This is a genomic window from Comamonas guangdongensis, from assembly GCF_041079535.1.
Classification (GTDB): Bacteria; Pseudomonadota; Gammaproteobacteria; order Burkholderiales; family Burkholderiaceae_C; genus Comamonas; species Comamonas guangdongensis.
In genome coordinates this window covers 1-14,313 of the sequence record NZ_JBFYGN010000037.1, presented here as the reverse complement: position 1 = coordinate 14,313, position 14,313 = coordinate 1, and the positions used below count along the sequence as shown (strand labels likewise).

The window sequence follows — 14,313 nt, the reverse complement described above, 5'->3', positions numbered from 1 at the left end:
CTTGGAGGTCAGAAAGGGCGGTCGCCCATGATGGCCGTGCGTTCCATCTTGCGGGGATCGGGCCAGTAGTCCTGCACCGCATAGTGCTGGGTGCAGCGGTTGTCCCACATGGCCACGCTATTGGGCTGCCAGCGAAAACGCACCTGGTACTCGGGAATGGCGGCCTGGCTTTGCAGATAGCTCAGCAGCAGAGCCGCGCCTGGCGTCTTGTCCTGCCCATAGCGCACATTGTCGGGCGTATGGTAGTTGGCGAAATGCGTGGAAAAGCCGCACACGTAGAGGATTTTTTCGCCGGTCTCGGGGTGAGTGCGCACCACGGGATGCTCCACCATGGGGTTTTGGCGCGCGAGCTCATGGCGCTTTTCCTCGGGCATGGCGGCACCGAAGGAATGCTCGATGCTGCACTTGACCTTGAGGTGGTTGATCTTGGCCTTGATGTCCTCGGGCAGATGCCTGTAGGCCTCGGCCATATTGACCCAGATGGTGTCGCCGCCGTCGGGCGGGCATTCTATGCAGCGCAGCACGCAGCCCATGGGCGGCTTCTCGCGCCACTGGCCATCGGTGTGGTAGCTGTTCTCGTAGTTCTCGCGCTTGTCGTTGCGATAGATCTGGACCAGGCCCGGATGGTCGGGGTCGCTGCCCGCCACGGGATGGTCCTCGAGGTCGCCGAAGTAGCGCGCAAATGTCACATGCTCGGCGCGCGTGATTTCCTGGTCGCGGAAAAACAGCACCTTGTGCTGCAGCAGCAGGCTCTTGATTTCCTCGGCCAGCGCGCTGCTGCGCGATGCCTCTGCGAGGTTCACCCCCGAAACCTCGGCACCAATGGTGCGGGTCAGTTTCTCGACTTGCATGACGGTCTCCTTTGTTCTGATCAGCCTTCCACCATCGGGCGCTGCGCTTCGGCTTTGCCGCAGCTCCGATTCCTGTGTGCGGGCAAGGCGCCCGCAAAGGCGAGGCTTGCCAGGGCAAATCTCATCCTTGAGCACCGCGCAGTGCCGCTGCGCTTGGCGCTGCACGATGTCAAAAATTCTCGGCCGGCCGGAGCCCGGACGGCTTGACCGATCACGCCAGCTTCTTAACCGTTGCGAAGTTCTGCCGGCTCAGGGCCGCGGCGAGCCCTCGTCTTCGATCGCGCGCAGGAAGGAACGCACCAGCAGACTCTCGGCGCGCTCCCGCATGCAGTACACATAGGTGGTGGTGCTGGCCGGCTCGCCCGCGATGCGCAGGGACTTGAAGCGCGGGTCGGGAATGAACTCGGCCTCGGACACGGCGCCTATGCCCAGGCCGCGTGCCACGGCTTCGCGTATGGCTTCGCGGCTGCCTATCTCCAGCTGCGTGCGCGGCTTGACGCCCGCGGCCCGCAGCGCCGTTTCCAGTGCCGCGCGCGTGGTCGAACCATGCTCGCGCAGCAGCAGCGGCTGGTCTTGCAGCGCGTCGATCTCGATCTGCTCGTGCCGCGCCAGCGGATGCTCGCGATGGGCGAAAAGAATGATGGCGTGGCGCGCATATTCGCGCACCACCAGCTCGGGCCGCTCATAGAGGCCGGCGAGCACCGCCACATCGGTGCTGTAGTGCTCAAGGTCCTGCAGCACCTGCTGCGAGTTGCCCATGCGTATGGACAGCTGCATGCCGGGGTGGCGTGCGCGGTAGGCGGCCACCATCTCGATCACATGGAATGGCCCCACGGCGCCTATCTTGAGCTCGCCCTGGTTGAGCTGGCCCGAGTCGCGCAGGAAGAAATCGGCTTCGGCTTCGAGCGCCAGCAGCTTCTGCGCCAGCGTCAGCAGCTTGTGTCCTGCGGCCGTCAGCGACATGCGGTAGCCCTGTCGGTGAAACAGCTCGATCTGGCTTTGCCTCTCCATGGTGGCGATCTGGCTGGATACGGTGGGCTGGCTGACTCCCAGTGCCCGGGCCGCGGCGCTCAGGCTGCCATGCTGGGCCACGGCGATGAAGGCGCGGTAGCGGGCTGTGCTCATGAAGAAAACATCTCAAGGTTTTGTCGATAGAAGCTGTGAAAACTGATTCTGAAACTTTCACATGACCGAAATATGTCGTCCCTAGCATTCACACCAACGCATCGCAGACCGCGGTGCGAAGGATCGAAATGCAAAGGATGAATTCCATGAAGATGACTCGTAAAGCCTGGCTGCATGGCGCTGCAGCAAGCCTGGCCCTGGCCGCTGCCGGCATGGGCGGGAGCGCCATGGCTCAGAGCGCGGAACTGCGCGTGGGCCTGATTCCCTCCGAAGATGCGCAGGCCATGATCCGCGCCAGCCAGCAGGTGATGGACCAACTGGCCGCCAAGACCGGCATGAAGGTCAAACCCTTTGTGGCCAACGATTACAACGGCGTGATCGAGGCGCTGCGCTCGGGCAAGCTCGACATCGCCTACCTCGGCCCCTTTTCCTATGTGCTGGCCAACGAAGTCGCGGGCGCCGAGGCCTTTGCCGTCGCCGTGACCAAGAAGACCGGCCGCAGCTCCTACCAGAGCATGGTCATCGCACGCAAGGACAAGGGGCTGCAGGCCGTGGAGCAGCTCAAGGGCCACACTTTTGCCTTTGTAGACCCCAGCTCCACCTCGGGCCATCTGTTTCCCAAGGCCGGCCTGATGGCCATGGGCTTCGATGTGGACAAGGGCTTCTCGCGCGTGATCTTCTCGGGCTCGCACGATGCCAGCATCATGGCCGTTGCCAACAACAAGGTGGACGCTGCGGCCGTGGCCGACCGCATTTTTGACTCGGCCGTCAAGAAGGGCCTGGTCAAGCGCGAGGACTTCACGGTGATCTGGCATTCCAAGCCGATTCCCGAGTCGCCCATGGTCTGGCGCAAAAGCCTAGACGCAGCCACCAAGCAGAAGGTGGCCGCGGCCATGGCCGAGATCAAGGATCTGCCCTGGGGCGACCAGGGCGTGCTCAACGGCTTTGCAGCGACCAACGACCAGGCCTACGACGTGGTGCGCCAGACGGCCAAGGCCCTGAATCTGGACCTCGGAAAAATGAAATGATCAGCATCCGCAAGCTGCGCAAAAGCTATGGCAGCAACCATGTGCTGCACGGCATAGACATGGAGGTGAAGGCCGGCGAATTCGTGGTCATGCTGGGCCTGTCGGGTGCGGGAAAGTCCACGCTGTTGCGCTGCATCAACGGCCTGACCCGGCCCGACAGCGGCACGCTGCAGGTGGGCGGCATAGACCTGATGCACAAACATTCGTGCCGCGAGCTGGCCCGCCATGTGGCCATGGTCTTCCAGCACCACAACCTGGTGCCGCGCCTGTCGGTGCGCAAGAACGTGCTCACGGGCCGCCTGGGCCAGGTCGGCACGCTGGCCTCGGTGCTGCAGCTCTTCAGGCAAAGCGATATCGCGCTCGCGGACCAATGCCTGGAACGCGTGGGCCTGGCCCACAAGGCGCTGGAACGCACCGAAGCCCTGTCGGGCGGCCAGATGCAGCGCGTGGGCATTGCCCGCGCGCTGGCCCAGCGTCCGCAGCTGATACTGGCCGACGAGCCCGTGGCCAGCCTGGACCCCAGGACCGCGCGCAGCGTGCTGCAGTATCTGCGCGATGCCACGCGCGAGCTGGGCATTGCCGTGGTCTGCAATCTGCACCAGGTGGACTATGCGCGTGAGTTTGGCGACCGCGTGGTGGGCCTGGCCCAGGGACGCATGGTGTTTGACGGCAGGCCCGGCGATCTCGACGAGGCGGCTTTGAACGCCATCTACCACAGCGCGCCACAGCCCGCCGAGGCTGGCGGGAACCAGGCCCTGGTGCAGATCACGGCCGATTCGTGGCTGACCGGCGCGGTGGCCGCGCACGCAGGAGGTTTGTGATGCGCACCGATACCCTGAAAACGCAGCGTGACGGCTGGTGCTGGACCGCTGCACGCCCTGCTGGCAAGGGCGGCTGGCTGGGCTATGCGGCACTGGCGCTGGCCATGGGCTGGCTGCTGCAGTGGAGCGCTGCGGGCGCGCAGATGAGCTGGGTGGAGCTAGCCAACGGCGCGCCGCAGATCGGCGATTTTCTCGCCCGCTCCGTGCCGCCCGACTGGAGCATGCTGCCGCGCCTGTGGGCGCCGGCGCTGGAGACGGTGCAGATCGCCATCTGGGGCACGCTGCTGTCCGTCATCCTGGCGCTGCCGCTGTCCTTCCTGGCCGCCAGCAATTTGCATGGCTGGCACTGGCTGCGCCGCGCCACGCGTCAGTTCCTCAACGTGGTGCGCAGCATCAACGAGCTGATCCTGGCGCTGGTGTTCGTGTCGGCCGTGGGCCTGGGGCCCTTCCCCGGCGTGCTGGCCCTGGCCCTGCACGGCATGGGCATGCTGGGCAAGTTCTTTGCCGAAGCCATCGAGGAAATCGACGACGGCCCGCTGCAGGCGCTGCGCAGTGCCGGGGCGACCCAGCTGCAGCTGATCGTGTTTGGCGTGGTACCGCAGGCGATCACGGCCTGGATTGCCGTGGTGCTCTACCGCTTCGAGGTCAATCTGCGCTCGGCCACCGTGCTGGGCATGGTGGGGGCCGGCGGCCTGGGCTTTGAGCTGGTCAGCAGCCTCAAGCTGTTCCGCTACCAGGAGACGGCCACCTGCATCGTCGTGATCACGGTCATGGTCATCGCCGCCGATCTGGCCTCCAACTGGCTGCGCGGCCGCATCCAGCAAGGCCGCACGCACTGAGAGCGGCTCGCTTTCGGCTATCAAAAACATGAGCTGTTTGCGCAGGTACGGCCTGCGCAAGGGGCGAATTCACCCTGAATTTTGCAAAGGTTTCTTCCCGTGTGGACTTATCACAACCCCGTGCGCGTCATCGCCGGCAACAGCAGCCTGAACCGCTTGCCCGCATTGCTGGCCGGCCGCAGCTGTCTGCTGGTCACTTTTCCCGAGGCCGAGGGCCTGGGTCTGGTGCAGCGTGTGCGCGAGCTGCTTGGCGACCAATTGCGCGGCGTGATCGACGGCATCCAGCCCAACCCCGATGTGCAATGGCTGGCGCCGCTGTATGCGCAGGTGCAGCACGAGCATGCCGATGTGCCGGTCATCGTGGCCCTGGGCGGCGGCAGCGCCATCGACTCGGCCAAGGCGCTGCTGTGCGCCACGCACAATGGCTTGTTTGCCGAGCTGCTGGCCGTGCTGGAGCAGGGCGGCCAGCTGCCTGCGGCGAACCACAAGGCCTTGATCGCCATTCCCACCACGGCGGGAACGGGCAGCGAAGTCACGCCCTGGGCTACCCTCTGGGACCGGGCCGGCGGCCGCAAGCATTCGTTGCACCAGCGCTGCACCTGGCCCGAGGCCGCCATCATCGACGCCGAACTCATGGTCAGCCTGCCGGCCGGCGCGACTCTGGCCTCGGGGCTGGATGCGCTGTCGCATGCGCTGGAGTCGATCTGGAACCTCAATCGCAACCCCGTGTCCATGGCGCTGGCCGTGCAGTCGGCGCGCCGTACGCTGGCCACACTGCCGGCCTTGATGCAGGACCTTGGCAGCTTGCAGCTGCGCGCCGCCATGGCGGAAGCGGCCCTGCTGGCGGGGCTGGCGTTCTCCAACACCAGGACCGCGCTCGCGCATTCGCTGTCCTATGACATCACGCTGCAGCACGGCGTGCCGCATGGCATTGCCTGCTCGTTCAGCCTGCCGCTGGTACTGGAGCTGGCGCTGGGGGCTGACCCTGCGGCCGATGCCGCTCTGCTGTCCATTTTTCACGCCATGACGCCTGCGGCAGCCATCGAGCGCCTGCGCAGCTTTCTGCATGGGCTGGGCGTGGCCACCGATCCCGCGCACTACGGCCTCGCGCCAGACGCCTGGCAGGCCATGGTGCACAAGGCCGCCAGCGGTCCGCGCGGGCGCAACTTCATCCGTGCGTTGGCCTGATCCCACGTATCGCAACCACCGCCATGTCGCCCACCGTCACCCTGCCGCTGCACGCTTTTTGCCTGGCCGAGCCCGGGGCGCCGGCCAGGGCTCATCCCGCCACCTCAACTCTTGCCTTCACTTTTTCTGCTCAGGAACCACGCCATGAACGCCGTGCTCACGACCCCATCCGCCACCTCCAGCGCATTCTGCGCCGACGCTGCTATCGACTCCGCCGCCAATTTATCGCCCTTGCAAGCCGTCATCTTTGACTGGGCCGGCACGCTGGTGGACTTCGGCTCGCTGGCGCCCACGCAGATCTTTGTGGAAGCCTTTGCCAGCTTCGGCATCCATATCACGTTGGCGCAGGCGCGCGGGCCCATGGGACTGTCCAAGTGGGAGCATATCCACCAGCTGCTGCAGGACGTCAGCATCGCCGCCCAGTGGCAGACCGCCTTTGGCCGCGCCGCGACCGATGCCGATGTCGATGCCATCTATGCCCGCTTCATGCCCATGCAGATTGCCAAGGTGGGCGAGTTCTCGGCCCCCATCGCCGGCGCTGTCGAGCTGCTGCAGTGGCTGCGTGCCAAGGGGTTGAAGGTCGGCTCCTGCTCGGGCTACCCGCGCGAGGTGCTGAGCCGGTTGCTGCCCCAGGCGGCAGCCGCCGGCATCGCCCCCGACCATGTGGTGGCCGGCGACGAGCTGAGTGCCGGCGGCCGCCCCGGCCCCTTCATGGCGTTGGCCAATGTGCTGGTACTGGGCATCGGTGACGTGCGCGCCTGCGTGAAGGTGGACGACACCGTGCCCGGCATCGAAGAGGGCCGGCGCGCGGGCATGTGGACCGTGGGCCTGAGCCTGTCGGGCAACGAGGTGGGCTATAGCCTGGAAGAGTTTGCCCAGGCGTCCCGGCAGGAGGTCGAGGCCCGTGTTGCCGCCGCCGAAGCCAAGCTGAGAAAAGCCGGTGCGCATTATGTGGTGCGCAGCGTGGCCGACCTGCCCGATGTGCTGGCGCAGATCGCCGCCGACATGCGTGCGGGCCATATGCCTGGCTGAGCTCGCAAATCGACTTCGAGTGTTTCGAGGTTCAGGGGCAGGCCCGGTGCATCGGGCCTGCCTTTGTCCATGACGGCCGGCCTGTTTTGGTTTTTGTTGCTAAAAGTAATGAGAATGATTCTGAATTTCATTAGAATTTGCGACCTGATCAACTATTTATCGAGCGGGTCGAAGTGCAGCGAAATTCAAAAGAACAACAGACGCGTCATGCGAAGAGGACGGGACCTTTGATCGGTGCGGCGCTGGCCATCGTGAGCGGGATGGTCCCGCTCCATGTGCTGGCCCAGACATCGGCCGAAGGTGCAAGAGATACCGGTGCGGCAGCGGGGGCCACGCTGCCCGAGGTCACGGTTGCCACGCAGGCGGCGTCGGAAGAGCTGGTCGCTCGTCGCAGCGCGAGCGGCACCAAGACCGATACACCGCTGGAGGAAATTCCCCAGACCATCAATGTGGTCACGGCGGCCCAGTTGGAGCTGACCGGCGCGCTGGATATCAACCAGGCGCTGCGTTACACGCCCGGCTTTTCCAGTTACGGCACTGACAACCGCTCCGACTGGTATGCGGCGCTGCGCGGCTTCACACCGACCCAGTTCGCCGACGGGCTGCAGCTGCCCAGCACGCTGAACCTGGCCAGCTGGCGCATCGACCCCTACATGATCGACAGCATGTCCATTCTGCGCGGACCGACCTCCGTGCTGTATGGGGCGGGGGACCCGGGCGCCATCGTCGACGTGCGCACCAAGCAGGCCAACGGCGAGCGCGTGCGCGAGGTTGGCATCGATGTGGGCAACTACGCGCGCAAGCAGCTTGAGTTCGACATCGGCGACCGCAGCAGCGAGGACGGCACGGTGTCCTACCGCCTGGTCGGTGTGGCACGCGACGGCAACTCGCTGATCGGGCCCAGGCCCGACCGCCGCATTGCGCTGGCGCCTTCGGTACGCTTGCAGCCCAGTGCGGATACCTCGCTGACCCTGTCCGCCACCTATCTGCAAGATCGAGGCGATATCTCCAGCAACTTCCTGCCCGCGCAGGGTACGGTGCTGTTCAACCCGAACGGCAAAATTGCTCCCAAGCTCTACACCGGCGATCCGGACTTCAACTATTACCGCAAGCAGCAGTGGTCCATCGGCTACCAGCTCGAGCACCATGTGAATTCGATCTGGACGCTGCGCCAGAACACCCGCTTCATGCGGCTCTCGCTGGACAACGCCTCGGTCTGGGGCGGCGGCTTTGAGGACGGCAGCCAGACGGACATGACCCGCTACGCGGGCCTGTTCGACATCGGGTACAGGCGCTTTGTCATCGACAACCAGGCCGAGGCGAAATTCGATACCGGAGCGATCAAGCACACGCTGCTGCTGGGCTTCGAGTACAGCCGGCAAACCACTTCCGACAGCGAATGGCTGGCGTTGGCCCCGAGCCTGAATCTCTACAACCCGGTCTATACGCCGGTGACCCGTGCGATCTTCGACGGCCCGGACTCCTATGGGCTCAGCAGCATCCAGACCCGGATGAATATGTTCGGCATCTACGCCCAGGACCAGCTCAAGTGGGGGCGCTGGGTGGTGACGGCCGGCGGTCGCTGGGACAAGGCCCGTATCACCCAGTCGGATGTGGTGGCCGAAACATCGCAGGGCCAGCGCGACCATGCTTTCTCGGGCCGCCTGGGCGTGAGCTATCTGGGCGACAACGGCCTGTCGCCCTATGCCAGCTATTCGACCTCGTTCAACCCCGTCATCGGCACGCGCATCTACGGCGGCACTCTGGCCCAGCCGACCAGGGGGCGACAGCTTGAGGCCGGCATGCGCTGGCAGCCAGCCGGCAAACAGCTCATGCTCAATGCCGCGCTCTACCAGATCAACCAGACCCATGTGCTGACGCCCAACTACGGCCTGGATCCCACCGGCTCGACATCGGTGCAGACCGGCGAAGTGCGTGCCCGCGGCATCGAGCTGAGCGCCACCGGAAAGGTCTCCCGCAATCTGTCGGTGGTGGCCTCCTACGCCTACCAGGACGTGAAGAACGTGAAAGCGGGCGATGACAGCCTGGGCAAGTGGCCGGTGGACATTCCGCGCCCGCGCCAGATGGCATCGCTGTGGGCCGACTGGACCTGGCATAACGGCCCGCTCGCCGGCTTCGGCGTGGGTGGCGGCCTGCGCTACCAAAGCTCGGCGGCCGGCGCTGCGGACAATTCGCTGACCGTGCCCGGCTACACCTTGTACGACGCCTCGCTGCACTACACCATGGACCACTGGCGCTTCGCGTTCAACGTGAGCAATCTCTTCAACCGCGGCTATGTCAGCGGCTGCCAGTCCTCTTCCGTGTGCATTTACGGCAACGCGAGAACTGCCATGGCCACGGCCAAGTACACCTGGTGATATGAGCCGGCGCATTGTGCTGTGGTGCAAGCTCCACCGTTGGTCCAGCCTGGCCTGCACGGTTTTTCTGCTGCTGCTTTGCGTGAGCGGCCTGCCGCTGGTGCTGAGGGCCGATCTGGACCGCTGGCTGTCGGGCAACGGGGCCGGGCCGGCTCCTGCCGTGGGGCTGGAGCAGCTTGAGCGCATGGTGCAAGCCGCGGAGCGGCTGCACCCGGGTGCAGGGGTGACCTCGGCCTCCATAGACGAGGATGCGGCCCGCGTGAGCCTGGGGCTGGTGCCAAAGGGGGACGGTGAACCGGCCGAAGCTCTGCAGCTGCGCTTCCATGCGGCAAGCGGCGAGCTGCTGACAGGGCAGGAGCAGGCCTGGAAGGGGTTCGAGCCCTTCATGGATCTGCTGTTCAGCCTGCACACCGACATGTTCGCGGGCCTGGCGGGAGCGCTGTTCCTGGGCGCTATGGCGCTGCTGTTTCTGGTGGCCATCGTATCCGGCGTGCTGCTGTACGGGCCGTTCACGCAAAAGCTGGCTTTCGGCACCATCCGTCGCGAACGATCGGCACGCATCCGCTGGCTGGACATGCACAACCTGCTGGGCATCGTGACCCTGTGCTGGGCGCTGATGGTGGGAGTGACCGGCGCCATCAACGAGCTGAGCCTGCCGCTGTATCAGCGCTGGCTGGCTGCCGACGTCCAGCCCATCCTCGCTGCATGGCAGGGGCGCTCGTTGCCGCCCCGGGGGCAGGCCGCACCCATGCTCGACGCCGTGCGTGCAGCCCGGCCCCTGATGGCTGGCCAGACCCTGGCCCGGGTCATGTCGCCGGGCGATGTCAGCCCCTGGCATTTCGCGCTGATGGTCCACGGCGACACGCCTCAGACCGCCTGGCGCTACGACATGATCCTGGTGGATGCACAGACCGCCGCCCAGGCCGAGCGCGTGCCCATGCCCTGGTACATGGTGGCGCTGGTGTTGTCACGCCCCTTTCACTTTGGCAACTTCGGCGGTCTGCCGCTCAAGCTGCTGTGGTGCGTGCTCGATGTCATGACCATCGTGGTGCTTGGCAGCGGCCTGTGTCTCTGGTGGCCGCGACGCAGAGCATCAGCAAAGGCAAAAGCATGAAACACGGATTTCGTCACCCTGCCTGGCGGGTCTGGGCCATGCCGGCCGCGCTGGCGCTGAGTAGCGCCCTGGGGATGGTGCTGGGCCTGTTCGGCAGCGGCATCTGGCGCCTGCTGGCTGGGGGGCTGATGGCCTGGCCGGTCGCTGTGGGGTTGTGGCATCTGCGGCGCTGAGCTGCATATGCGATGTAGTCTATTGAGGCCTTGGATAAAGGATGGTTCAGGCTGTGAAGCGCTTCAGAACCAGCGATGCATTGACACCGCCGAAACCAAATCCGTTGAGCATGGCGTGCTCTATCGCCTGGGCACGCGCACTTCCGGCGATCAGGTCCAGACCGTCCGCCAATAGGTCTGGATGCTCGAGATTGAGCACGGGCGGTGCGACCTGGTCGCGCAAGGCCAAGACGGTGAAGATCGCAGCAGCCCCGCCGGCAGCTCCCAGCATGTGACCCAAGGCGGATTTGGTGGCCGTGATCGAGGGGCCAAAGCCTGCTCCAAACACTTGACGAATGGCAGCCAGCTCACCTCGGTCACCGACGGGTGTGGAGGTCGCATGAGCATTCAGGTGCTGAATATCACGAGCTTGCAACCGCGCCTGGCGCAACGCGGCGCGCATCGACCGTGCGGCGCCGGATCCATCCTCGGGCCCGGAGGTGACATGGTAGGCATCGGCCGAGGTGCCGTAGCCCACGACTTCGGCCAGCGGCTTGGCGCCGCGCGCCAATGCATGATCCAGTGCCTCCAGCACCAGCAGACCCGCGCCTTCGGCCATGACAAAGCCGTCCCGAGCCAGGTCAAAGGGTCGGGAAGCCTTGGCGGGATCGCCGTCGCAGTAGGTTGTGACGGCCTTTGCTGCGGCAAAACTGCCTAGCGCAACCCGGTCAATGGTGGCTTCGCTACCACCGCAGAGCGCCATGTCCGCTTCGTCATTGCGAATCAAACGCGCGGCATCGCCGATGGCCTGGATGCTGGCGGCGCAAGCCGTCACCGGAGCCCCCAATGGGCCTTTGAGCTGGTGCCTGATCGATACCTGGCCAGCAGCCAGATTGGCCAGGAAAGCCGGTACGGTGAAAGGCGAGAGGCGCTGCGGCCCTTTGCCATCCGTAGTTCGCACCGCATCAACAATGGTGCTGAAGCCGCCTACGCCGGAGCCGATGATGGTCGCCGCGCGCTCCTGTTGTTCTACGCTTGGATGGCTCCACCGTGCGTGTGCCAGAGCCTGGTCTGCCGCACCCAATGCAAATGCGATGAAGCGGTCCATGCGGCGCAGCTCCTTCGCCGAGATGACGGCCTCGGGGCTCCACCCGGCTTGGGGGTCCTCTTCCTGGTTTGGCACCCGTCCAGCGACGGAAACACCTGTGCCTTCGCCCACGTCGGCATTCAGGGCGCGTACCCCGGACTGGCCGGCCAGGAGGCGTTGCCAGGCCAGCTCCACATTGCACCCCAGAGGAGACACCAAGCCCAAGCCGGTGATGACTACCCGACGATCCATGCTGCACCTTTCGCTGTTGAACCCAGCTCTTGCGAAGAGCGGAGCGTGTTTCTATTGATGATTGTCGCAATCATAAATGAGTTTTGATGATGGGTATCATCTAACGTATGAAAGTGAGCAAAGCACAGGCCGCCGAGAACCGCGAAGGAATCGTGGATGCCGCTGCGCGCCTTTATCGAGAAAAAGGCCTGGATGGCGTGGGCGTGGCTGAGATCACTCGCGATGCAGGCTTGACACATGGCGGGCTGTACCGACACTTCGAGTCCAAGGATGCGCTCGCACGCGAGGCCTGCCTGCGCGCATTCGAGTGGACGATCACGCCGCTGGACGGACTGGAGTCTGCAGAGGCCGATGGCGCTCCCGCAACCAGACTCCGTGCACTGGTGCATGGCTATCTTTCCGCGACCCACCGCGATCACCCTGGAGAGGGCTGCCCGGCTGCGGCATTGGCAGCAGATGCCGCAAGAGCGGGGCCTGAAATGTCGGAGGTTTTTGCGCAGGGGGTGGAGCGCAACATCCAGCGCTTTATGAGCGTGCTCCAAGGTGACGATGCGGCCAAGCGCACTCAGACTATCGTGACCCTCAGCAGCATGGTCGGTGCCTTGGTCCTCGCTCGCGCCACGGCAGCGGGCAACCCGGAGCTGTCTGAAGAAATATTGGCGACCTTGCGGGAGCAGCTGGCTCCGTAGTCGCCCGCTTCAGGCACGCGCTCGCGCGTCGGAAATGTATCTCGAGCCAGTGCTTGGTTCCGCCTGCAGACTAGAGGGCATTGAGGAGAGTGGCTGCCGTGCCGCGACTCTCGCCGGCCGGCCCTTCCCAGCCGATGCATCAAGGCTCATGCCATCGCGCAGCGAGCCGCGTTGGCGCTCTTGCGGCACACTCCAGGCGATGCCCACCGCAAAATCCGCCACCCCACTCGACTCCGCCCCAAGCTTGTTCAAGAGTGCCACGGCTTTCGAGGCCTGGCTGAAGAAGAACCACGCCAGTTCCGACGGCCTGTGGCCCAAGATCGCCAGGCGGGGCGCCAACGAACCCAGCGTCACCTACCCCGAGGCGGTGGAGATCGCGCTTTGTTGGGGCTGGATCGATGGCCAGAAGAAAGGCCTCGACGACCAGCATTTTCTTCAGCGCTTCACGCCGCGGCGCGCGCGCAGCATCTGGTCGAAAGTCAACGTCGACAAGGTCGAGGCACTCATCGAGGCGGGCCGCATGCAGGCGCCGGGCCACGCACAGATCGAGGCCGCCAAGGTCGACGGGCGTTGGGCGCGGGCTTACGACAGCGCGCGCACCTCCACGGTCCCCGAGGATCTGCTGGCGGCGCTGGAAGCCGAGCCGAGAGCCAAGGCCTTCTTTGCGACGCTCAACGCAGCCAATCGCTATGCGGTGCTGTGGCGCATCCAGACGGCCGTGAAAGCCGAGACGCGAGCGAGGCGTATCACCCAACTGGTGGAGATGCTCGCGCGCGGCGAAACCATCCATATCTTCAAGCCCCGCAACCGAGGTTGAGCGCGAGGTTTACCCGTATGCGGGCTCGACCGGAAGCTTCGCGGCAACGAAATCTGGACAGCGCCTGTCTCTTGCGGGTCGGCATCCTTTGACTGTGCTTGTGGGGGGCGCTTTGGATGGGCAAGCTTTGAATGCTGCCGCGAATTCGGTTTCGCTGGATGCTCAGTCCAGTGAAGTTTCCGGGGATGGTGGAGAATCCGTCCCGGCCCTATCCAGTCCAGACCAGCAGGGGGGCAGCAGCAGGCAAGGCAGGAGTGCTGCTCATCCTTGGTTGGCGATGAAGGGGAAGATGGGGATGTTTTTTCGGAAGAGGGAGAAGGGGGTCAGCGGCGACAGCCCTCAGAGCGTGTGCAAAGTCCTGGCCGCAAAGCGCGATGCCCAGCTTGCGGTTTGCCTGCTGCTGGTGGTTTTTGTCTCTGTGCTGGCCGCCACCTGCTGGCAGATCTGGTCGGAGCGCCAGCGCACTCTGGCCGAGATCGACACCAACAACCGCAATCTGGCACAGACGCTGAACACCTATGCCGAGGGCGTGCTCACCCAAAGTTCCATGCTGCTGCTGGGCATGCTCGAGCGCCTGGAGGTGGAGGGTACCTCGCCCGACCATCTGCTTCGCATGCAGCAGCTGGTCAATCGCCAGGAGCATTGGCTTAACCAGCTTCACGAGCTGCTCGTCATCGATGCGCACGGTAAGTGGCTCATGTCGTCGAGGGGCGGGTTCCCCGCGGGGGCGAACAGCGCCGACCGCAGCTTTTTTTTGCACCACCGCGACAATGCCTCGCCCGATGTCTTTATCGGTGCGCCCATACGCAGCCGCTCCACGGGCGAATGGGTGATCACCGTCAGCCGCCGCTTCGAGGACGGGCAGGGGCACTTTGGCGGCGTCATTGTGGTGGCTCTGGGTATAGAGAATTTCCTGCGCCTCTTCGGCAAGATCGATATC

At 64.9% G+C, this 14,313-nt stretch carries 14 protein-coding genes; 11 read left to right on the top strand and 3 right to left on the bottom strand.

All coding sequences use genetic code 11. The annotated features are described in order from the left end of the window. Positions 1 to 8 precede the first annotated feature (8 nt). Positions 9 to 851 (bottom strand): TauD/TfdA dioxygenase family protein, encoded by an 843-nt coding sequence (locus AB6724_RS20580; protein WP_369340410.1) that lies wholly within the window; start codon positions 849 to 851, stop codon positions 9 to 11. A 249-nt stretch (positions 852 to 1,100) separates the two neighbouring features. Continuing rightward, complete coding sequence (locus AB6724_RS20575; RefSeq protein WP_369340409.1) at positions 1,101 to 1,976, bottom strand: LysR substrate-binding domain-containing protein; 876 nt, start codon at positions 1,974 to 1,976, stop codon at positions 1,101 to 1,103. A 146-nt stretch (positions 1,977 to 2,122) separates the two neighbouring features. Here AB6724_RS20575 and phnD point away from each other — a divergent pair, with 146 nt between their 5' ends. The 8 genes from phnD to AB6724_RS20535 all read left to right on the top strand — a co-directional run bounded on the left by phnD (position 2,123) and on the right by AB6724_RS20535 (position 10,549). After that, a complete protein-coding gene (gene phnD / locus AB6724_RS20570; RefSeq protein WP_369340408.1) occupies positions 2,123 to 3,004 on the top strand; it encodes a phosphonate ABC transporter substrate-binding protein in 882 nt (293 codons plus the stop codon). Beyond that, a complete protein-coding gene (gene phnC / locus AB6724_RS20565; RefSeq protein WP_369340407.1) occupies positions 3,001 to 3,825 on the top strand; it encodes a phosphonate ABC transporter ATP-binding protein in 825 nt (274 codons plus the stop codon). Before phnD ends, phnC begins: the two co-directional genes overlap by 4 nt. After that, the gene (gene phnE, locus AB6724_RS20560) at positions 3,825 to 4,664 is read left to right on the top strand and encodes a phosphonate ABC transporter, permease protein PhnE (RefSeq protein ID WP_369340406.1); all 840 of its coding nucleotides are present in this window, start codon (positions 3,825 to 3,827) and stop codon (positions 4,662 to 4,664) included. Before phnC ends, phnE begins: the two co-directional genes overlap by 1 nt. A gap of 99 nt (positions 4,665 to 4,763) precedes the next feature. Continuing rightward, entirely contained in the window at positions 4,764 to 5,852 is a 1,089-nt protein-coding gene (gene psrA / locus AB6724_RS20555; protein WP_369340405.1) for an iron-containing alcohol dehydrogenase PsrA, read from the top strand. 144 nt (positions 5,853 to 5,996) lie between these two features. Further along, entirely contained in the window at positions 5,997 to 6,884 is an 888-nt protein-coding gene (phnX, locus tag AB6724_RS20550) for a phosphonoacetaldehyde hydrolase (RefSeq protein WP_369340404.1), read from the top strand. A gap of 260 nt (positions 6,885 to 7,144) precedes the next feature. Next, positions 7,145 to 9,262, top strand: a complete 2,118-nt coding sequence (locus AB6724_RS20545) for a TonB-dependent siderophore receptor (protein ID WP_369340423.1) — start codon at positions 7,145 to 7,147, stop codon at positions 9,260 to 9,262. A 1-nt stretch (position 9,263) separates the two neighbouring features. Continuing rightward, a complete protein-coding gene (locus AB6724_RS20540; RefSeq protein ID WP_369340403.1) occupies positions 9,264 to 10,376 on the top strand; it encodes a PepSY-associated TM helix domain-containing protein in 1,113 nt (370 codons plus the stop codon). Then, entirely contained in the window at positions 10,373 to 10,549 is a 177-nt protein-coding gene (locus tag AB6724_RS20535; RefSeq protein ID WP_369340402.1) for a hypothetical protein, read from the top strand. Before AB6724_RS20540 ends, AB6724_RS20535 begins: the two co-directional genes overlap by 4 nt. A gap of 46 nt (positions 10,550 to 10,595) precedes the next feature. Here the strand turns inward: AB6724_RS20535 and fabF are convergent, their stop codons facing one another. Next, positions 10,596 to 11,867, bottom strand: a complete 1,272-nt coding sequence (gene fabF / locus AB6724_RS20530; RefSeq protein ID WP_369340401.1) for a beta-ketoacyl-ACP synthase II — start codon at positions 11,865 to 11,867, stop codon at positions 10,596 to 10,598. A 107-nt stretch (positions 11,868 to 11,974) separates the two neighbouring features. On the opposite strand from fabF, the gene AB6724_RS20525 reads away from it, so the two are divergent. From AB6724_RS20525 to AB6724_RS20515, 3 genes are all read left to right on the top strand, one after another. Then, positions 11,975 to 12,556 (top strand): TetR/AcrR family transcriptional regulator, encoded by a 582-nt coding sequence (locus AB6724_RS20525; RefSeq protein WP_369340400.1) that lies wholly within the window; start codon positions 11,975 to 11,977, stop codon positions 12,554 to 12,556. 199 nt (positions 12,557 to 12,755) lie between these two features. Beyond that, complete coding sequence (locus tag AB6724_RS20520; protein ID WP_369340399.1) at positions 12,756 to 13,373, top strand: YdeI/OmpD-associated family protein; 618 nt, start codon at positions 12,756 to 12,758, stop codon at positions 13,371 to 13,373. A 295-nt stretch (positions 13,374 to 13,668) separates the two neighbouring features. Then, positions 13,669 to 14,313: PDC sensor domain-containing protein (locus AB6724_RS20515; protein WP_439329906.1), on the top strand; the 645-nt coding region annotated here is incomplete at its 3' end.